This window comes from Streptomyces sp. NPDC001544, from assembly GCF_042894285.1.
In the GTDB taxonomy this organism is placed as follows: Bacteria; Actinomycetota; Actinomycetes; order Streptomycetales; family Streptomycetaceae; genus Streptomyces.
Map to the genome: position 1 here is coordinate 1 of NZ_JBIAVN010000001.1, position 18789 is coordinate 18789.

General features: G+C 72.4%; 16 protein-coding genes. 6 read left to right on the plus strand and 10 right to left on the minus strand.

Going from position 1 to position 18789, the window contains the following annotated elements; all coding sequences use genetic code 11:
* The first annotated feature begins 104 nt into the window (after positions 1 to 104).
* Positions 105 to 434 (plus strand): hypothetical protein, encoded by a 330-nt coding sequence (locus ACFY0F_RS00005; protein WP_388786458.1) that lies wholly within the window; start codon positions 105 to 107, stop codon positions 432 to 434.
* Positions 435 to 595: 161 nt separating this feature from the next.
* On the opposite strand, the gene ACFY0F_RS00010 is transcribed toward ACFY0F_RS00005, so the two are convergent.
* The 6 genes from ACFY0F_RS00010 to ACFY0F_RS00035 form a co-directional block, all read right to left on the minus strand.
* Positions 596 to 1054, minus strand: a complete 459-nt coding sequence (locus ACFY0F_RS00010; protein ID WP_388786460.1) for a PPOX class F420-dependent oxidoreductase — start codon at positions 1052 to 1054, stop codon at positions 596 to 598.
* Positions 1055 to 1129: 75 nt separating this feature from the next.
* Positions 1130 to 2236, minus strand: a complete 1107-nt coding sequence (locus tag ACFY0F_RS00015) for a hypothetical protein (protein ID WP_388786462.1) — start codon at positions 2234 to 2236, stop codon at positions 1130 to 1132.
* Positions 2237 to 2319: 83 nt separating this feature from the next.
* Complete coding sequence (locus ACFY0F_RS00020) at positions 2320 to 3480, minus strand: acyl-CoA dehydrogenase family protein (RefSeq protein ID WP_388786465.1); 1161 nt, start codon at positions 3478 to 3480, stop codon at positions 2320 to 2322.
* Positions 3481 to 3485: 5 nt separating this feature from the next.
* Positions 3486 to 4427: a hydroxymethylglutaryl-CoA lyase gene (locus tag ACFY0F_RS00025; protein WP_388786467.1), complete on the minus strand. Its 942-nt coding sequence runs from the start codon at positions 4425 to 4427 to the stop codon at positions 3486 to 3488.
* Positions 4424 to 6340 carry an acetyl/propionyl/methylcrotonyl-CoA carboxylase subunit alpha gene (locus ACFY0F_RS00030; protein ID WP_388786470.1) on the minus strand — a complete coding sequence of 639 codons (1917 nt, stop codon included), beginning with the start codon at positions 6338 to 6340 and terminating at the stop codon, positions 4424 to 4426. Before ACFY0F_RS00030 ends, ACFY0F_RS00025 begins: the two co-directional genes overlap by 4 nt.
* 17 nt (positions 6341 to 6357) lie before the next feature.
* On the minus strand, positions 6358 to 7989 hold the full coding sequence (locus ACFY0F_RS00035; protein WP_388786473.1) for a carboxyl transferase domain-containing protein: 1632 nt from the start codon (positions 7987 to 7989) through the stop codon (positions 6358 to 6360).
* A gap of 96 nt (positions 7990 to 8085) precedes the next feature.
* Between ACFY0F_RS00035 and ACFY0F_RS00040 the strand changes: the two genes are divergently transcribed.
* The 3 genes from ACFY0F_RS00040 (at position 8086) to ACFY0F_RS00050 (ending at position 10882) form a co-directional block, all read left to right on the plus strand.
* On the plus strand, positions 8086 to 8700 hold the full coding sequence (locus ACFY0F_RS00040; RefSeq protein ID WP_388786476.1) for a TetR/AcrR family transcriptional regulator: 615 nt from the start codon (positions 8086 to 8088) through the stop codon (positions 8698 to 8700).
* 113 nt (positions 8701 to 8813) lie between these two features.
* Positions 8814 to 9971, plus strand: coding sequence for an acyl-CoA dehydrogenase family protein (locus tag ACFY0F_RS00045; protein ID WP_388786479.1), 1158 nt, complete (start codon positions 8814 to 8816; stop codon positions 9969 to 9971).
* Between the two features lie 35 nt (positions 9972 to 10006).
* The gene (locus ACFY0F_RS00050; RefSeq protein ID WP_388786481.1) at positions 10007 to 10882 is read left to right on the plus strand and encodes an acyl-CoA thioesterase; all 876 of its coding nucleotides are present in this window, start codon (positions 10007 to 10009) and stop codon (positions 10880 to 10882) included.
* Positions 10883 to 10912: 30 nt separating this feature from the next.
* Here ACFY0F_RS00050 and ACFY0F_RS00055 read toward each other — a convergent pair whose 3' ends face one another.
* Positions 10913 to 11707 (minus strand): phosphatase, encoded by a 795-nt coding sequence (locus tag ACFY0F_RS00055; protein ID WP_388786484.1) that lies wholly within the window; start codon positions 11705 to 11707, stop codon positions 10913 to 10915.
* 79 nt (positions 11708 to 11786) lie between these two features.
* Positions 11787 to 13277, minus strand: a complete 1491-nt coding sequence (locus tag ACFY0F_RS00060) for a PucR family transcriptional regulator ligand-binding domain-containing protein (RefSeq protein WP_388786487.1) — start codon at positions 13275 to 13277, stop codon at positions 11787 to 11789.
* Between the two features lie 126 nt (positions 13278 to 13403).
* Here ACFY0F_RS00060 and speB point away from each other — a divergent pair, with 126 nt between their 5' ends.
* Positions 13404 to 14384 carry an agmatinase gene (speB, locus tag ACFY0F_RS00065; protein ID WP_388786490.1) on the plus strand — a complete coding sequence of 327 codons (981 nt, stop codon included), beginning with the start codon at positions 13404 to 13406 and terminating at the stop codon, positions 14382 to 14384.
* The gene (locus ACFY0F_RS00070) at positions 14381 to 16066 is read left to right on the plus strand and encodes a thiamine pyrophosphate-binding protein (RefSeq protein ID WP_388786493.1); all 1686 of its coding nucleotides are present in this window, start codon (positions 14381 to 14383) and stop codon (positions 16064 to 16066) included. Before speB ends, ACFY0F_RS00070 begins: the two co-directional genes overlap by 4 nt.
* A gap of 18 nt (positions 16067 to 16084) precedes the next feature.
* On the opposite strand, the gene ACFY0F_RS00075 is transcribed toward ACFY0F_RS00070, so the two are convergent.
* A complete protein-coding gene (locus ACFY0F_RS00075; RefSeq protein WP_388786497.1) occupies positions 16085 to 16441 on the minus strand; it encodes a peptidase inhibitor family I36 protein in 357 nt (118 codons plus the stop codon).
* A 140-nt stretch (positions 16442 to 16581) separates the two neighbouring features.
* Positions 16582 to 18783 carry a glycosyltransferase family 39 protein gene (locus tag ACFY0F_RS00080; RefSeq protein WP_388786500.1) on the minus strand — a complete coding sequence of 734 codons (2202 nt, stop codon included), beginning with the start codon at positions 18781 to 18783 and terminating at the stop codon, positions 16582 to 16584.
* Positions 18784 to 18789: the final 6 nt, after the last annotated feature.

Genomic DNA, 18789 nt, shown 5'->3' on the forward strand with positions numbered 1-18789 from the left:
GAGCTCGCGCGGGGGCACCCCCATTCGCCCCGCTCACCAGCGCCGATGAGGCACCGCCCGTGCCCTGCGACCTGATCCGCCGGACAGGCCCTAGCCTGCCCGGTATGCCCGACGACACCACGCCCGCAGGGCGCGACGACCGGCCCGAGGAATCACGGCGGGTGCGCCTCAGCCGGACGTTCGACGAGGACGCGGAGCTGTACGACCGGGCCAGGCCCGGGTATCCGCCGGAGCTCTACGACGACCTCGCGCAGCTCGCGGACGCCGGCCTGGGCGAGCCAGGTGTGGGCCTGGCCGCGGGCGGTGGCCTCCTCAAGGGCCGCGGGATCGGTGCCGTGACGCAGTTCGGCGGCTGCGGCCTGGGCCCACATGGGCAGGCCCTTGCAGGCGCCGACGGCGGCATCGGCAGCGGCACCATCGCGAACGCCGGCTGAACGGAGATAGGTTCGGACCTCCCGGGCTCCCCACGGGGGCAGGGGCTCCTGCCGGGGGCGGGGGCGCAGGCCCGCCGCCCGTACAAGGCGATCTGGGTCAACCACGAGCCCCTCGCCTGACCCCGGCGCCCAGCGGGGCAAGGGGCGTGCACGCTCTCGTTCTAGCCGTTGATGTCGAGTGCTGTTCCGTACAGCCGGTCCACCTTCAACCGGATGACCACTCGGCGCTCGGCAACCAACTGCTCCAGAAACGCGTCCTCATCCTCCGGCTTCGCAGCCTGCGGGATCATTCCGAGCAGTTCCCGGCCGACCGCGTCGCCAGGAACCGTCGTGATCTCGGAGACCTCGGCCTCCCCTTCGGCGACGGCGAACGACCACACGTCGCCGCCCTGCACATGCAGCGAGGCACGCGGATCGCGTCGCAGGTGCCCGACCTTGATGCGGTCGGCCGTCGTGGAGAACCGCACGATGCGGGCCTCGGGGTCCCAGCTGTACAGCATGGTGGTCAGGTGCGGATGTCCACTGCGCTTGACGGTGGCGAGCGTGCCGAACTGCTGCTTGCCGAGCAGGTGGGAGAGGGCTTCGTCGGACAGGGGGCGAGGCGCTGGTCCTTGAGTCATGACGTGATCAACATCCGTGGCCGCCCAACAATTTCGTGCACACCGTGAGTCCCACTCCCACTTCCACGACACGCCCTAGAAGAGGCGGGTGCGCATGTGCTGGGTGAGGCTTTCGAGTATCTCGCGCAGCCACGCGCTGCGGACGGCCGGTAGTCGGACCAGGGTGTGGTGGAACGTTCCCCAGTCGGCCCGGAACAGGCGATGAGGGCGTGGCGGTGGCGGGTCGTCGCGCAGGACGCCGTCGGGTACGGCGCCCGGCGTGGGAACGGGCAGGTGCGGCCGGGGGAAGGCCGGCGACAGCCACACCCCGAACGGCAGCGGCACCGGGTACGCCGATGCGGCCGGGCCGGCGGGGACCCAGGTCTGCCCCGTCTGCGGGTGGACCGGCACGAGGACGATGTCGACGCCCGCGTCGGGGGCGGACATTCCCGGACCCGCCAGGACGGCACGCCGCGCCGGTGGGCCCGCGGGCAACAGGACGTCGAGAGTGCGTTGGAACACCTCCTCGGTCAGGCCGCCCGGGACGGTCACCGGCCCGCCGTGCGAGGCCGCCAGCAGGTGGGCGAGCGCCCGGCCGGCTGCCGCCTCCCACCGCGGACTCCATGACCAGTAGTGGCTCGTCCCGAGCCGCCCTCCCCACGTCGCCATCGGCTCGAACGGGGGCGTGCGCTTCCCCTCCGCCATCAACTCCTCCCAGGAGAGCGGGGCGGCATCGGTGCCGTCGACGAGGAGGCGGTGCACGGCGTCCGGGGAGAGCCACACCGCCTGCCAGAGCGAGCAGTCGTCGATCCTGCTCGCCACGGGCAGGCCGCACGTCTCGCAGACCATGTTGGGGCCGTCGGCTCCGTCGAGGCCGCAGCAGGCACCACCGCGCTTCTCCGGGATCAGCCGCGTGCCGCGGGCATCCCCGGGTGCGATGACGATCGCGCCGGGCACGCCGTCGGACAGGGCGTACACCGGCGCGTAGACGCCGCGGGCCGCGGCCTCGTCCGGACCGATCTCCTCCCACCTCCGCCACGGCGGCCCCCAGGGCTCCGGATCCACCGCGAACGTGCCGGACTCCATGAGCACCGGGAGCTGAATCCCGTTCCCGTACTTCTGATGGGCATGGGCCGGCAGGGCGACCTCGGACAGCGGCGCGGTCAGATGAGCGCCACACCCCGCACACGCGAAAACGAACAATGATCCTCCGCCTGGGCAAAGAGGGGCATCATCGCAGCACGGTGCCGGCCGGCCAACGTGTTGTCACCCGTGGTCGCCCAGTCTCAGCCCGCCAGCCCCAACTCCCGGGCGATCAGCATCCGCTGGACCTCGCTCGTGCCCTCGCCGATCTCCAGGATCTTGGAGTCGCGCCACATGCGGGCGACCGGGTACTCGTTCATGAAGCCGTAGCCGCCGTGGATCTGGGTGGCGTCGCGGGCGTTGTCCACGGCGATCGTGGAGGAGTACAGCTTGGCCAGGGCCGCCTCCTTCTTGAAGGGCTCGCCCATGACCAGGCGGCTCGCCGCGTCGCGCCAGGCCAGGCGGGCGGTGTGGGCCTTCATCTCCATGTCGGCGATTCGGAACTGGACGGCCTGGTTGGCGCCGATGGGCCTGCCGAAGGCGTGGCGTTCCTTGGCGTACTTGACCGACTCGTCCACGCAGCCCTGGGCCAGACCGGTCGCCAGGGCCGCGATGGCGATGCGGCCCTCGTCGAGGATGCGCAGGAACTGGGCGTAGCCCCGGCCCTCCTCGCCCAGGAGGTTGGCGGCCGGGACGCGGACGTCGGCGAAGGACAGCTCGCGGGTGTCGGAGGCGTTCCAGCCGACCTTGGAATAGGGGGCGGCCACCGTGAAGCCCGGGGTGCCGGACGGGACGATGATCGAGGAGATCCGTGGTTTGCCGTCCGGCTTGCGGCCGGTCACCGCCGTGACCGTGACCAACCCCGTGATGTCCGTGCCCGAGTTGGTGATGAAGCACTTGCTGCCGTTGATCACCCACTCGTCGGTGTCCGGGTCGAGGCGGGCCGTCGTACGGGTGGCACCCGCGTCGCTGCCGCCGTCCGGTTCCGTCAGGCCGAACGCGCCCAGGATCTCGCCCGAGCAGAGGCGGGGCAGCCACTCGCGTTTCTGTTCCTCGGTGCCGAAGAGGTGGACCGGCATCGCGCCCAGGGAGACGCCCGCCTCCAGGGTGATGGCCACCGAGGAGTCCACCCGGGCCAGCTCCTCCAGGGCGATGCCCAGCGCCAGGTAGTCGCCGCCCATGCCGCCGTACTCCTCGGGGAACGGCAGGCCGAACAGGCCCATCCGGCCCATCTCACGGACGATCTCGTAAGGGAACTCGTGCCGCTCGTAGAAGTCACCGATCTTCGGCGCCACGACGTCGTGGGCGAACTCCTCCACCGTGCGGCGGAGTTCCTCCAGCTCAGGGGAGAGGCGGTGGTCCATGGCGATCACTGGTCCTTGTGGGAGAGAGCACGAACGGTGCGGGACGGGCTGGGCCGGCCCAGCTGTTCGGCCATCCACACGCTGGTGGCGGTGAGACGGCCGAGGTCGACCCCGGTCTCGATGCCGAGGCCGTGGAGCATCCACACGAGGTCTTCGGTGGCGAGGTTCCCGGTGGCGGACTTTGCGTACGGGCAGCCGCCGAGGCCCCCGGCGGAGGCGTCGACCGTGGTGACGCCGTGCTGCAGTGCGGCGTAGGTGTTGGCGAGGGCCTGGCCGTAGGTGTCGTGGAAGTGCACGCCGATCACGTTCGTCGGCACGCCCGCCTCGTTGAGGGAGGCCAGGAGCTCCAGGACATGGCCGGGCGTGGCGACCCCGATGGTGTCGCCGAGGCTCAGCTCGTCGCAGCCCATGTCGGTCAGCGCCTTGCACACGCGCACCACCTGGTGGATGGGCACGGCGCCCTCCCAGGGGTCGCCGAAGCACATCGACACGTACCCGCGTACGTGCACGCGCCCGTCCTTGGCGTGCCGGACCACCGGTTCGAACACGGCCAGGGACTCGTCGAGGGTGCGGTTGAGGTTGGCCTTCGCGAAGGACTCGGTGGCGCTGGCGAAGACGGCGACGCGGCGGGCGCCGAGCGCGAGGGCGCGGTCCAGGCCGCGCTGGTTGGGCACCAGCACGGGCAGTGCCACGTCCAGATCGGCGACGAGCGGGAAGAGCTGCTCGGCGTCGGCCAGTTGGGGCACCCAGTTGGGGTGGACGAAGCTCGTCGCCTCGATGGTGGTGAGGCCCGCTCCGGCGAGCCGGCGGATGAACTCCGCCTTGACCTCGGTGGGCACGGCCGTCTTCTCGTTCTGCAGGCCGTCGCGCGCACCGACCTCGTGGATCCGCACCCGGGCGGGCAGATCCTGGGCCGGTACGTTCATGGGGAGTCCGTCGGCGGTCATTCCGCCACCTCCTCGTGCGGTGCGATGACGGCCAGCACCTGGTCCATGGCGACCGCCGTGCCGGGCCGCACGTCCAGTTCGGCGACCGTGCCGGCGTGCGGGGCGGAGATGACGTGCTCCATCTTCATCGCCTCGACCACGAGCAGGCTCTGGCCCGCGGTGACCTCGTCGCCGACGGCGACCTTCACCACCGTCACGGTGCCCGGCATGGGCGCGGTGAGCGAGTCGGCGCCCGCGTGCGCGGACCGGGTGAGGGACGCCGCCACCGGGTCGTGGTCGCGCACCTGCCAGGCGTCGCCGTCGCGGCCGAGCCAGTCGGCGGCCCGGTGGAAGGTGTGGCGGACGCCGTCGAGGGTGACGGCGACCCGGTCGCCGGTGACGGTGTGCGTGCCGCGCGGGACGTACTCCACCGGGTCCTGCACCCGCAGGTGGAAGCCCACCGGCTTCGGTGTACCGCCCAGCCGCCAGCCGCTCGGCACCGAGAACGGGTCCGTCCAGCCCTCGCCGGAGGGCCTGAGCGCCTCCAGCCGTACGGCCGCCGCCGCCTCGTACACCTCCTCGGGCACGTCCGTCGAAACCAGCTCGTCCACCACCCGCTCGACCAGCCCGGTGTCCAGCTCGCCCGCGACGACCGCCGGGTGGGCCAGCAGCCGCCGCAGGAACCCGGCGTTGGTCTGCACGCCCAGCGTGACCGTCTCCGCGAGGGCGGCCCGCAGCTTCCGCAGCGCGGTCGCGCGGTCCGGCCCGTACGCGATCACCTTGGACAGCATCGGGTCGTACAGGCTGCCGACCTCGGTGCCCTCGCTGAGCCCGGAGTCGGTGCGGACGCCGTCGCCCTGGGGCTCGTGCAGCCTGAGCACCGTGCCGCCCGTGGGCAGGAACCCGCGCGCGGGGTCCTCGGCGCACAGCCGGGCCTCGACGGCGTGCCCGGTGAGGGTGATGTCGTCCTGCCCGAACGGCAGCCGCTCGCCCGCCGCGACCCGCAGCTGCCACTCCACCAGGTCGAGCCCGGTGATGAGTTCGGTGACCGGGTGCTCCACCTGGAGGCGGGTGTTCATCTCCATGAAGTAGTACGAGGAGGGGTCCTCGCCGGGGACGATGAACTCCACCGTGCCCGCGCCCCGGTACCCGCACGAACGTGCCGCCTGCACGGCGGCCTCGCCCATCGCGGCCCGGGTCTTCTCGTCGAGGAGCACGCTCGGCGCCTCCTCGATGATCTTCTGGTGCCGCCGCTGCAGAGAGCACTCGCGCTCGCCCAGGTGGACGACGTTCCCGTGCCCGTCGGCCAGCACCTGGATCTCGATGTGCCGCGGCCGGTCAACCCACCGCTCCACGAGCAGCGTGTCGTCGCCGAAGGAGGCGCGGGCCTCGCGGCGGGCCGCGGCGATCTCCTCGTCCAGCACGGCCAGGTCCCGCACCAGACGCATGCCCTTGCCGCCCCCGCCGGCCGACGGCTTGAGCAGGACCGGCGCCCCCAGCGAGCGCGCCGCCTCCGCCAGTTCGGGGTCCCGCCCGCCGGGCACGACCGGCACCCCGGCGGCCTGCACCGTCTCCTTGGCCCGGATCTTGTCGCCCATCAGGGCGATCGCGTCCCCAGGTGGCCCGATGAAGACCAGCCCCGCCTCCTCGCAGGCACGCGCGAAGCCCGCGTTCTCCGCGAGGAAGCCGTATCCGGGGTGCACGGCCTGCGCGCCCGTGCGGGCGGCGGCCTCCAGCAGCCGCTCCACCGACAGATAGCTCTCGATCGCCGGCGCCGGACCGATCCGCACCGCGGTGTCGGCCTCCCGGACGTGCCGCGCGTCGGCGTCGGCGTCGGAGAACACGGCGACGGAGCGCACGCCCATCGACCGCAGCGTACGGATGACGCGTACGGCGATCTCGCCCCGGTTGGCCACCAGCACTGTGTCGAACATGGTCGTCAAGTCCCCCCTCACATCCGGAAGACGCCGAACTGGGGCGCCGTGTAGTCCCTTTGGGAAAGCGGCGCGTTGGCACAGGCGGTCAGGGCCAGGCCCAGCACCTGGCGGGTCTCCAACGGGTCGATGACCCCGTCGTCCCAGAGCCGGGCGGTGGCGTAGTAGGCGTTGCCCTGCCGCTCGTACTGCGCGCGGATCGGCGCCTTGAAGGCGTCCTCGTCCTCGGCGGGCCACTCCTCGCCCCGCGCCTGAAGCTGGTCCCGCTTGACGGTGGCGAGGACGCTGGCGGCCTGCTCACCGCCCATCACGGAGATCTTCGCGCCCGGCCACATCCACAGGAAACGGGGCGAGTAGGCCCGCCCGCACATGGAGTAGTTCCCGGCGCCGTACGACCCGCCGACCACCACCGTCAGCTTCGGTACGCGCGTACAGGCCACGGCGGTGACCATCTTCGCGCCGTGCTTGGCGATACCGCCGGCCTCGTAGTCCTTGCCGACCATGAAGCCGGAGATGTTCTGGAGGAACACCAGCGGGATCCCGCGCTGGTCGCACAGCTCGATGAAGTGGGCGCCCTTCTGGGCGGACTCGGAGAACAGGATGCCGTTGTTGGCGACGATCCCGACCGGGTGGCCGTGGATCCGGGCGAAGCCGGTGACCAGGGTCTGCCCGAACTCGGCCTTGAACTCGGCGAACCGGGAGCCGTCGACCACGCGTGCGATGATCTCGCGGACGTCGTAGGGGGTGCGGGGGTCGACGGGGACCGCTCCGTAGAGCCCGTACGGGTCCACCTTCGGCTCGACGGCGGGCCGGACCTCCCAGGGCAGGGGCCCGCGCGCGGGGAGGGTGGCGACGATGTCCCGCACGATCCTGAGGGCGTGGGCGTCGTCCTCGGCGAGGTGGTCGGTGACGCCGGAGACCCGGGAGTGCACCTCGCCGCCGCCGAGCTCCTCGGCGGTGACGACCTCGCCGGTGGCTGCCTTCACCAGCGGAGGCCCGCCGAGGAAGATCGTGCCCTGGTTGCGGACGATCACGGCCTCGTCGCTCATCGCCGGGACGTACGCCCCGCCCGCCGTGCACGACCCGAGCACGGCCGCGATCTGCGGGATCCCCGCGCCGGACATACGGGCCTGGTTGTAGAAGATCCGCCCGAAGTGCTCCCGGTCCGGGAAGACCTCGTCCTGCATGGGCAGGAAGGCGCCGCCGGAGTCGACGAGGTAGAGGCACGGCAGCCGGTTCTCGAGGGCGACCTCCTGCGCGCGCAGGTGCTTCTTCACCGTCATCGGGTAGTACGTCCCGCCCTTGACGGTGGCGTCGTTGGCGACGATCACGCACTCACGCCCGCCGACCCGACCGATACCGGCGATGACCCCGGCGGCCGGGGCCTGGTTCTCGTACATCCCGTCGGCCGCCAGCGGGGCCAGCTCCAGGAAGGGTGAGCCGGGGTCGAGGAGGGTGTCCACCCGGTCCCGGGGCAGCAGCTTGCCGCGCGCGGTGTGGCGGGCGCGGGCCTTCTCGCCGCCGCCGAGCGCCGCCGCGGCGAGCTTGCCGCGCAGCTCCTCGACGAGGGCGCGGTGCGCTTCCTCGTTGGCTCGCCAGGCCTCCGACGCGGGGTCTGCCGCGCTGTGAAGCTCCGGTGCCTCGTGCATCCTTGCGGTCCCCTCACCCAGTGATCGACTGTTAATGAGCGTTAACCATTTCCTTCAGGTTAACGAGCGCTAACCTCGCTGTCTAGAATTGTGCTCATGGCCACCAGAACCGACGCCTCCACCCGCCGCGAGCAGATCCTCAAGGAGGCCGCGCGGCTCTTCGCCGAACGCGGCTTCCACGGCGTCGGGGTCGACGAGATAGGGGCGGCGGTCGGCATCAGCGGGCCCGGCCTCTACCGCCACTTCCCGGGCAAGGACGCGATGCTCGCCGAGCTGCTGGTCGGCATCAGCGGCCAGCTGCTGACCGGGGCCAAGCGGCGCCTGGCGGAGGCCGACGGCGCGGCTGCCCCGGAGGCGGTCCTCGACTCGCTCATCGAGGGGCACATCGACTTCGCGCTCGACGACCGTCCCCTCATCACCCTGCACGACCGCGAGCTGGACCGCCTCCGCGACAGCGACCGGAAGCTGGTCCGCCAGCTCCAGCGGCAGTACGTGGAGCTGTGGGTGGAGGTGGTCCGCGAGGTCTACCCGGAGCTGGCCGAACCGGCGGCCCGCTCGGCCGTCCACTCGGTCTTCGGCCTGCTGAACTCCACACCGCACCTGGGCCGCGCCGGCTCCCTCCCGGGGCGGGGCACCACGGCGACGCTGCTGCACCGGATGGCGCGGGGGGCGCTCGCGGCGGCGTCGGGGGACCGGCCCGGCCCGGCGTGACGAGCGTTACGCCCGGCCCACCCTGGACCAGGTTCGTACTCACCGGTACCTTTGGTCTGAGCAAGCGCTTAGACACGCGCTGAGTACATGCCGGGATACGTGGAGGTGGCGCGGTGCGCCGGACGGTGTTCAACGAGGATCACGAGGCTTTCCGGGAGACCCTCCGCGCCTTCATCGAGGCCGAGGTCGTCCCCGTCTACGACGAGTGGTTCGCCGCGGGCCAGGCGCCGCGCGACTTCTACCACAAGCTCGGTGAGCTGGGCATATTCGGCATCAACGTGCCCGAGGAGTTCGGCGGCGCGGGCCTGGACACCCACAAGTTCGAGGCCGTCCTCTACGAGGAGACCGCCCGCGCGGGCGTCCAGTTCGGCGGCTCCGGCGTGCACGTGCTGCTCGCCCTGCCCTACATCAAGATGCTCGCCACCGACGAGCAGAAGAAGCGCTACCTGCCGAAGTTCGTCACCGGCGAGGAGATGTGGGCGCTGGCGATGACCGAGCCGGGCACCGGCTCCGACCTCGCGGGCATGAAGACCACGGCCAAGCTGTCCGAGGACGGCACGCACTACGTGCTCAACGGCGCCAAGACCTTCATCACCGGCGGTGTGCACGCCGACCGTGTGATCGTGGCCGCCCGCACCTCCGCGCCCACCGCCGAGGACCGCCGCTTCGGCATCTCCCTGTTCGCCGTGGACACCAAGTCCGAGGGCTACTCCATCGGCCGCAAGCTCGACAAGCTCGGCCTGAAGACCTCCGACACCGCCGAGCTGGCCTTCGTCGACGTCAAGGTGCCCGCCGAGGACCTGCTCGGCGAGGAGAACAAGGGCTTCTACTACCTCGGCCACAACCTGGCCTCCGAGCGCTGGGGCATCGCCTTCGGCGCCTACGCCCAGGCCAAGGCCGCCGTCCGGTTCGCCAAGAGCTACGTGCAGGAGCGGACCGTCTTCGGCAAGCCGGTCGCCTCCTTCCAGAACACCAAGTTCGAGCTGGCCGCCTGCCAGGCCGAGGTCGACGCGGCGGAGGCCGTCGCCGACCGCGCGCTGGAGGCCCTGGACGCGGGCGAGCTCACCCCCGCCGAGGCCGCCTCCGCCAAGCTGTTCTGCACCGAGGTCGCCCACCGCGTGATCGACCGCTGCCTCCAGCTCCACGGCGGCTACGGCTTCATGAACGAGTACCCGATCGCCCGCCTGTACGCGGACAACCGCGTCAACCGTATCTACGGCGGCACCAGCGAGATCATGAAGACGATCATCGCCAAGGACATGGGCCTGTAAGCGGCCCGCAATCACTGGCCTATACAACTGACTCCATGAGCCAGGCACTCCAGGAGCTCCTCGATCTGCTCGACCTCGAGCAGATCGAGGAGAACATCTTCCGCGGCCAGTCCCGGTCCGCCGTCGTCCCGCGCGTCTTCGGCGGACAGGTCGCGGCCCAGGCGCTGGTCGCCGCGGGGCGCACGGTCCCCGCGGACCGGCCCGCCCACTCCCTGCACGCGTACTTCCTGCGGCTCGGGGACCCCGGCGCGCCCATCGTCTACGACGTCGAGCGCATCCGCGACGGCCGCTCCTTCACCACCCGCCGGGTGGTCGCGATCCAGCACGGCAGGCCGATCTTCACCCTGTCGGCGTCCTTCCAGACGTACGAGGACGGCCTCGACCACCAGACCCCGATGCCGCCCGCACCCGACCCGGTCACCCTGCCCACCTCGCGGGAGCGGCTGCGCGGCTACGGCCATCTCGACCCGCAGGTCGTGGAGCGGTTCCTGGAGGCCCGCGAGGCGGTCGACCTGCGTTACGTCGACGAGCCGCCGTACGGGAGGTTCGGCGAGCCGCGCGACCCGCACTCCCAGGTGTGGTTCCGCGCGGGCGGCAAGCTCGAGGGCGCCATCGACATCCCCCTGCTGCACGTCGTCCTCGCCACCTACGTCTCCGACATGACCCTCCTGGACTCCGTGCTGCTCGCGCACGGGCGGGGCGGCTGGGCCGTCGGTGACGTCGTCGGCGCCTCCCTGGACCACGCCATGTGGTTCCACCGGCCGTTCCGCGCCGACGAGTGGCTGCTGTACGACCAGGAGTCGCCGTCGGCGTACGGCGGCCGCGGGCTCGGCCAGGCCCGCATCTACACCCAGGACGGGCGGCTCGCCATCTCGGTCATCCAGGAGGGCGTCGTCCGCGTCCCCAGATGAGACGCGGGCCCGCGGCGGGGCGGGGACGGCTCAGGACGCCGGCAGCCCCGCCTGCGCCAGCAGATACGCCGTCAGCGGGTCGTAGTGGCGCGGGCTGAGCACGTGGTCGTCGAGCGGGACGGCCACCTGCAGGGTGCCCTCCGACTCGGCCAGGAACAGGGCGGGGTCGTTGCAGTCCGCGTATCCCACCGCGTCGACGCCGTGCTGTCCCGCGTACCCCGCCCAGCCGTGGTCGGCGACGACCAGGTCGGGCAGCGGGCGGCCCTGGCGCTCAAGTGCCGTGAGAATGGCCCGCATCGGCTCCCCGGAGTGGGTGTGCCACAGGGTGGCGCCGTGCTCCAGGACGGCCACGTCCGCGAACTGCATCACGTAGCCCTCCTCCGTCTGCAGCCCGTCGGGGATGACGACGATCTCGCAGCCGGCGGCGCGCAACGCGGCGGCCGTGGCCCGGTGCACATCGAGCAGGCCACCGGGGTGGCCGGTGGCGAACAGCACCCGCTGCTGCCCGTCCGCGGCCTTGCGCAGCCGTCCCGCCAGGCGCTCCAGGGCGTCGACGGTCAGGTCGGGATCGATGGTGTCCTGGCCGTACCGGTACTCCGCGTCGTCGTTGACACCGACCCGCTCCGCCATCACCGCGAGCACGTCCTGCTCGTCGCGCCAGCGGTCGCCGAGTTCCAGGCCGAGCCAGAAGTTGCGCTCGCCGTTGGCCAGCCTGCGGTAGTGGGAGAGGTTGTTCTCGCGGGGCGTCGCGACGTCGCCCGCGATGCGGGTCCTCACAAGGTGGTCGACGAGCTCGGCGCGGCTGGGTGTCCCGGGTATCGGCATGCCTCCCATTGTGAGGCAGGCGACCGTCCGCGTCCCTGGCATGGCGCCCGCTGGGACGTGGGTCACTCAGCAGGTCACCTCATGTGTGCCGCAGGGCGAACCACAGCTCCATCCGGACGTCCGGGTCGTCCAGATCGGCGTCCAGAAGTGCCGCGCAGCGGGCGATCCGCTGCCGGACGGTGTTGCGGTGCACCGACAGGGCGACCGCCGTGCGGTCCCAACTGCCGTGCAGGGAAAGCCAGGTGCGCAGCGTCTCGGTGAGCGCGGCGTTCCCCGAGACCGGGCCGAGGAGTGCACGGGCGTGCGCCTCGGCCTCGCCGGGCGGTACCAACTCGGCCAGGCCCGGGCGGCCGCCGTGCCGGACCAGCGCGGTACGGGTGGCACGGGCCCGGGCCAGGGCACGGGCCGCCTGGGTGTCGGCGGCCGGCAGGTCGTCCGGCGTCACGGGGGCGCTCACCCCTAGGGCCCAGCCGGACTGCGGGGCGGGCTCACGGCCGGCCGGGACGAGGACCCGTACGACACCGTCCGCCAGGTCGGCCAGCGCGGACCCGAGGGCGGCGCCGAGCGCGGAGGCCGCCAGGGGATCGGGAGCCTGCCCCTCGGGCCGCGCGTGTACGACGACCCACCGCTGCGCCCCGAGCAGCGGGGCGACGTCCGCGGGCGGGACGCCCAGCAGCAGCCGCACCAGCGCCGACGAACGGGCCGCCCCCGCCCCGCTGTGATGCTCGCCGGTGAGCAGCGAGAGGAGGACGGCGGCGACGGAGGCGAGGGTGTGGTCCCCGGGCTCGCGCCGCACCGAGGCGACCCCGAGCACGAAGCCCCGGCCGGCGCCGAGGGCGTAGGCGGCCAGGTGGGTGCCGCAGACGGTGTCGGTGGCGGACGAGGGGGCCTTGGCCCGGTCGGGCCGGACCACTTCCGCGAGCCCCGCCAGCGCCGCCCGCACCTGCTCAGGAGGCTGGTCGCCCGCCGCCGCGATCTCGGTGCCGTCCGGGCCGTAGAGCGCCGCCCGGCCGTCGAGGTGCCGGGCCAGCCGGCGCAGCACCGAGGGCACCGGATCGGGGCGGGAGGCGGCGGAGGCGAGGCTCTGCTGGGCCTCCGTGACCCGGCGCAGCTCCGCCAGCCGGGCCTGCGCCATCAGCTGCCACACCGCGCGGGCCACCCCGGAGAACGTGGTCTCGGGCGGCACCTCCAGCAGGGGGAGCGCCTGGGCGTCGCAGGCGGCGACCAGGGCGCGCGGCACCGTGTCGTGCACCGGCGCCAGCCCGAACCCGAGGGCCGCCCCGCCCGCCGCGACGATCCGGGAGACGTAGTCGTCGAAATAGGTGCCTGCCCCGGCCGCCTCCGGCACGTGCACCCCCGCCGTCAGCAGCAGCTCGCCGCCCAGCAGGTACGGGTACGGGTCGGCCATCTCCGAGGTGTGCGCCCAGTGGATCACGACGCCGGTGGCGTCCGGGCCGGCGAGCTGTCTGAGGCCGAGGTCTTCCCGGGCCAGCAGCGCCGCGAGCGGGACCGGCGGGGTGGGTGGGACCGCGGGTGCCGAGGCGTCCGGCATGGTGTGCGTTTCCTTCATGGCATCGCCTGTATATGGATGAAACGTACACTTACGCCGCTGTCCTCGGCCACCTAGGGTCGACAGAGGCGTAGGCGCAGAACAAGAACCGCATGTGCGGCGAAGCGTAGGAAGAAGGCAGTACCCATGAGCAGCAACGAGACGCCCCGCGGCCCCGTCGACTCCTCCCGCGTCCCGCGGTACGCCGGACCGGCGACCTTCGCGCGGCTGCCCCGCCTCGACGAGGTCGGCACCACCGACGTCGCCGTGGTGGGCGTGCCGTTCGACTCCGGTGTCTCCTACCGGCCGGGTGCCCGCTTCGGCGGCAACGCCATCCGTGAGGCGTCCCGGCTGCTGCGCCCCTACAACCCGGCGCAGGACGCCTCCCCCTTCGCCCTCGCGCAGGTCGCGGACGGCGGGGACATCGCGGTGAACCCGTTCAACATCAACGAGGCCGTGGAGACCGTCGAGGCCGCCGCCGACGAACTGCTCGGCACCGGCGCCCGCCTGATGACCCTCGGCGGCGACCACACCATCGCGCTGCCCCTGCTGAGGTCCGTGGCGAAGAAGCACGGCCCGGTCGCCCTGCTGCACTTCGACGCCCACCTCGACACCTGGGACACCTACTTCGGCGCCGAGTACACCCACGGCACCCCGTTCCGCCGGGCTGTCGAGGAGGGCATCCTCGACACCTCCGCCCTCTCCCACGTCGGCACCCGCGGCCCGCTGTACGGCAAGCAGGACCTCACCGACGACGAGAAGATGGGCTTCGGCATCGTCACCTCCGCCGACATCTACCGCCGGGGCGCCGACGAGGTCGCCGACCAGCTTCGCCAGCGCATCGGCGACCGCCCGCTGTACATCTCCATCGACATCGACTGCCTGGACCCGGCGCACGCGCCCGGCACCGGCACCCCGGAGGCGGGCGGCATGACCTCCCGCGAACTGCTGGAGATCCTGCGCGGGCTGGCATCCTGCAACCTGGTGTCGGCGGACGTCGTCGAGGTGGCCCCCGCGTACGACCACGCGGAGATCACGTCGGTGGCCGCGTCGCACACGGCGTACGAACTGACGACGATCATGACCCGGCAGATCGCGGCGGCGAAGCAGGAGAAGGCGGCCAAGTGACCCACGACCACGACCTGGTACTCCGCCCGACGCCCGCCCAGACGGAGGCCGCGCTGAACCCTCCCCCCGGCCGAGGCGGCGGAGACCTGGTCGTGGAGAGCCTGGCCGGGCTGGGCGCGACGACCGTCTTCGGACTGCCCGGCCAGCACGCGCTGGGCATGTTCGACGCCCTGCGGCGGTCCGCGCTGCGGTACGTCGGCCTGAGAGTGGAGAACAACGCGGGGTTCGCGGCGGACGCGTACGGCCGGATCACCGGCGAGGCCGCGCCGCTGCTGCTGTCGACCGGCCCGGGAGCCCTCACCTCCCTGGCCGCGCTCCAGGAGGCGGCGGCCGCTTCCGCGCCCGTCCTGGCGATCAGCAGCCAGATCCCGACCGCGGGCCTCGGCGGCGGCCGGCACGGCTATCTGCACGAACTTCCCGACCAGGCGGCCTCGTTCCGGGGTGTGGTCAAGTCGGTCCACACCGTCCGCGCCCAGTCCCAGATCCCGTCGGCCATCGCGGCGGCCTGGAAGTCGGCGCTCACCGCCCCGCACGGCCCGGTGTGGGTGGAGATCCCGCAGGACGTACTGCTGGCGCCGACCGCCCTGCCGGTGGTGACGGCGGTGGACGCGACCCCGGACGAACTGCCCCCGCGCCCCGAACTGACCGCCCTGGCAGCCGACTTGCTGTCCCGCGCCACCCGGCCGGCGATCATCGCGGGCGGGGGAGTGGTACGGGCGGACGCCTCCGGCAAGCTGAGGCGGCTCGCCGAGCGGCTCCAGGCACCGGTGGTGACGACGTTCGGCGGCAAGGGCGCGTTCCCCTGGACGCACCCCCTGTCCCTCCAGTCCTGGCTGGAGGACCGGCACACGACGGACTTCCTGGAGGACGCGGACGTCCTCCTCGTCGTCGGCTCCGGACTCGGTGAACTGTCCTCCAACTACCACACGTTCAAGCCCCGCGGACGTGTGATCCAGATCGAGGCGGACCTCGGCAAGCTGGAGTCCAACCACCCGGCGCTCGGCATCCACGCCGACGCGCGCCTCGCACTCCAGGCGCTGCTGGAGACGGTCGAGGAGCGTGACGACGAGACGGCACGCGAGCGGGTCGGCACACTGCTCGCGAAGGTCGGCGAACGGATCGCCGCCCAGGAACTCACCCTGGAACAGGAGGTGCTGGCGTCGGTCCGCCGGGCCCTGCCCGCCGGCTCCCCGTCCTTCTGGGACATGACGATCCTGGCCTACTGGGCCTGGTCGGCCTTCGACCCCCAGGGCCCGAACACCATGCACTCGGCCCAGGGCGCCGGCGGCCTCGGCTACGGCTTCCCGGCGGCACTCGGCGCGGCCGCCGCCGACCCGACCCGCCCGGTGCTCGCGGTGTCGGGCGACGGCGGCGCCCTGTACTCGATCGCCGAGCTGGCCACGGCCCGCCAGTACGACCTCGACATCACCTGGCTGATCGTTGACGACGGCGGCTACGGCATCCTGCGCGAGTACATGACCGACGCGTTCGGCGAGGCCACGGCGACGGAACTGACCCGCCCGGACTACGTGGCCCTCGCGGAGTCCTTCGGGGTGCCGGGGGTGCGTACGACGCCGGAGACCCTGCAGGCGGACCTGGCGAAGGCACTGGCCTCACCGGGGCCTTCGGTGGTCGTGCTCCCGGCGGTACTGCGGATGTTCGCGCCGACGCACCTGGACTGACGGGACCGGCGCCCGGGATCAGCAGTAGCCCGGACCCACTCCGTCGATACGGCCGCCGAAGTCGCCGAGGTAGCGGGAGCGCCAGTCGCCGTTGTAGACGTCCCGCTTCTCGACCGGGTCCCAGTTGATGAAACACGCCTTGGTGCTCGCGACGGCCGAGCCGACGTGGTCGTGCAGGAAGGACGGCATGTCGCGGTAGCCGCTGCGGGCGGTCCACTCCCAGTAGCTGCCGCTGAAGCCCTCCCCGCTCCAGAAGCACACGGATCCGTCCGGACACGGGGGCGGGGCGGCGGCCCGCGCGGACGCCGCCTGGGCCGGCAGCACCAGGGCGGTGAGCGTGAGGACGGCGGCGAGGGACCAGGAACGAAGCGTCATGGGGCTCTCCGGAGAAGGCGGACGGAAAGCCCCGGCGGAACTGCCGGGGCTTCGCCATGCTCGTGCCCGGCGACGGGGACACGCCCGGGGACAAGATCGGCATCACCGGTGTGAGCGAACTAGTCGCACTTTCTGGGGCGTCAGCTCACGTCCGACGGGTCCAGACGGTAGACGGTCGACGTGCTGGAGGAGTTCGACGAACCGGTGGACCTGGACGGTGTGCTCGACGACGAACTCTTGCCGTACGCGCTCTCCTTCACCGCCGTGCCGTTCTTCTCCACCCAGGCGGTGATCTGCTGGTCGAGGCTGCTGTTGCCGCCCATACCTCCGCCGCCGAGCTGGATGTAGTGCAGCTCGCCCTTCTTCACGAGCTCCTTCAGCTTGGCCAGGGTCATCGCCTGGTCGGAACCGGTGAAGCCCCACATGGAGATGACCGGCTTGCCGGTGCTGATGATCAGCTGTCCGGCGCTCTGCGAATCGGACACCGCGAGCAGCCACTTGGCGCCGTCCTGGTGCTTCTCCAGATACGACACGAGCCCGCTGTCGGCGCCTCCCATGCCCGCCATGCCACCACCACCGAAGCCGCCGCGCCGACCACCGGGCAACTCACCACCCTGCTCGCCCGGTTGACCGGCCGCCTGGCCGCCAGGCGCGCCGCCCTCAGGGATTTCGCCGCCGCCGGGCGTCATCTGCCCGGGCTGTCCGCCGCCGGGCAGCTCACCGCCCGCCTGGCCGCCCTGCCGGGTACCGCCGGGCATCCCGCCGCCGGGACCGCCGGCGAAGCCGCCCCGGCCCCCGCCGGGACCGCCCCCGCCGGGGCCGCCGTTGCCGGTGGACGGGCCCGCCGTCGGGTTGGTGCCGCCCATGCCCCCGCCCCCCGAGGAAGCGAAGGCGGGCGAGGCGGCGTACGCCGTCGGGCCGGCGAGGGCCGCCACGATCGCCGCGGCCACGGACGCGGCGAGCAGCCGTGCCCGGTTGCCGGAACGGAAGACGAACAGGCCCACGACGGCCAGCACCATGAGCCCGCCGACGGCCGGCCACAGCCAGGTGTTCCAGCCGGAGGCCCGGCGCAGCAGCACGACCGCCCAGACCCCGGTGACCGCGAGTCCGGCGGGCAGCACCCATGACCAGCGCGCGTCACCGCCGCGGAAGGCACGCCACAGCATGACGCCGCCGCCACCGGTCAGGGCCGCGATACCGGGGGCGAGCGCGGTCGTGTAGTACGGGTGCATGGTGCCCTCGGCCATGGCGAAGGTCAGGTAGTGCAGGCCCAGCCAGCCGCCCCACAGCACCAGCGCGGCACGCGTGAGGTCGGTGCGCGGGGCCCTGCCGCACAGCACCAGGCCGCCGACGCAGGCGATCGCCGCGAAGGGGATCAGCCAGGAGATCTGCCCGCCGAGGATGTCGTTGAACATCCGGCCGATGCCCGCGGTCCCGGCGAAGGTGCCGCCCCCGCCCCCGCCACCGCCGCCGTTGCCCTCGCCGCCGAACACGCGGCCCAGGCCGTTGTACCCCATGATCAGGTTCCAGGCGCTGCCGTCGGTGGAGCCGCCGATGTACGGCCGGTCGTCGGCGGGCACCAGCGACACGGCCGTGGCCCACCAGAAGCTGGAGACGGCCAGGGCAACGGCGGCCAGCGCCAGGTTCACGGCCTTCTTCCGCCGGCCGAGCCGCGACGCGTACACGTACACGGCGAAGACGGCCGGCAGGGCGATGTAGCCCTGGAGCATCTTCGTGTTGAACGCGAGCCCGAAGCAGACCGCGGAGCCGAGCAGCGGCAGCAGCCTGCCGTCGCGGGTGGCGCGCAGGGCGAGTGCCGCGCCGGCGACCATCAGGAACACGAGGACGGTGTCGGGGTTGTTGTCCCGGTCGATGGCGACCGTGATCGGGGTCAGCGCCAGGACGAGCGCGGCGATGGCGGCCGCCGCGTGCCCGAAGACCCGCTTCACGGAAGCGTGCAGGATCCAGATGGTGCCCAGTGCGGCCGCGATCTCGGGGGCCATCATCTGCCAGGTGCCGTAGCCGAGGATCCGGCAGGACAGGCTCATGATCATGAGCGCGAACGGCGGCTTGTCGACGGTGATGAAGTTGCCCGCGTCGAGCGAGCCGAAGAACCACGCCTCCCAGCTCTTGGTTCCGCTGTAGACGGCCGCGCTGTAGAAGCTGTTGAGGCTGGAACCGGAGAGGTTCCAGGAGTAGAGCACCGCCGCGAGGATCATGATCGCGATCAGCGCGGGGAGGGACCAGCGGGGCGCCGCCTCCGTGGCCGCCGCGCGCGGGGCGGGCGCCGACGGCTCAGGGGTCACGGTCGGTCGGGGATGTGGATCGGTGGCAGATGTCACGGGCGC

Excerpts from the sequence above, each read along its gene's own strand:
- speB (WP_388786490.1), top strand. The coding sequence starts at position 13,404 with ATGAGCAGCAACGAGACGCCCCGCGGCCCCGTCGACTCCTCCCGCGTC.
- ACFY0F_RS00040 (WP_388786476.1), top strand. The coding sequence starts at position 8,086 with ATGGCCACCAGAACCGACGCCTCCACCCGCCGCGAGCAGATCCTCAAG.
- ACFY0F_RS00030 (WP_388786470.1), bottom strand. The coding sequence starts at position 6,340 with ATGTTCGACACAGTGCTGGTGGCCAACCGGGGCGAGATCGCCGTACGC.
- ACFY0F_RS00010 (WP_388786460.1), bottom strand. The coding sequence starts at position 1,054 with ATGACTCAAGGACCAGCGCCTCGCCCCCTGTCCGACGAAGCCCTCTCC.
- ACFY0F_RS00075 (WP_388786497.1), bottom strand. The coding sequence starts at position 16,441 with ATGACGCTTCGTTCCTGGTCCCTCGCCGCCGTCCTCACGCTCACCGCC.
- ACFY0F_RS00020 (WP_388786465.1), bottom strand. The coding sequence starts at position 3,480 with ATGGACCACCGCCTCTCCCCTGAGCTGGAGGAACTCCGCCGCACGGTG.
- ACFY0F_RS00035 (WP_388786473.1), bottom strand. The coding sequence starts at position 7,989 with ATGCACGAGGCACCGGAGCTTCACAGCGCGGCAGACCCCGCGTCGGAG.
- ACFY0F_RS00050 (WP_388786481.1), top strand. The coding sequence starts at position 10,007 with ATGAGCCAGGCACTCCAGGAGCTCCTCGATCTGCTCGACCTCGAGCAG.
- ACFY0F_RS00060 (WP_388786487.1), bottom strand. The coding sequence starts at position 13,277 with ATGAAGGAAACGCACACCATGCCGGACGCCTCGGCACCCGCGGTCCCA.
- ACFY0F_RS00025 (WP_388786467.1), bottom strand. The coding sequence starts at position 4,427 with ATGACCGCCGACGGACTCCCCATGAACGTACCGGCCCAGGATCTGCCC.
- ACFY0F_RS00055 (WP_388786484.1), bottom strand. The coding sequence starts at position 11,707 with ATGCCGATACCCGGGACACCCAGCCGCGCCGAGCTCGTCGACCACCTT.
- ACFY0F_RS00005 (WP_388786458.1), top strand. The coding sequence starts at position 105 with ATGCCCGACGACACCACGCCCGCAGGGCGCGACGACCGGCCCGAGGAA.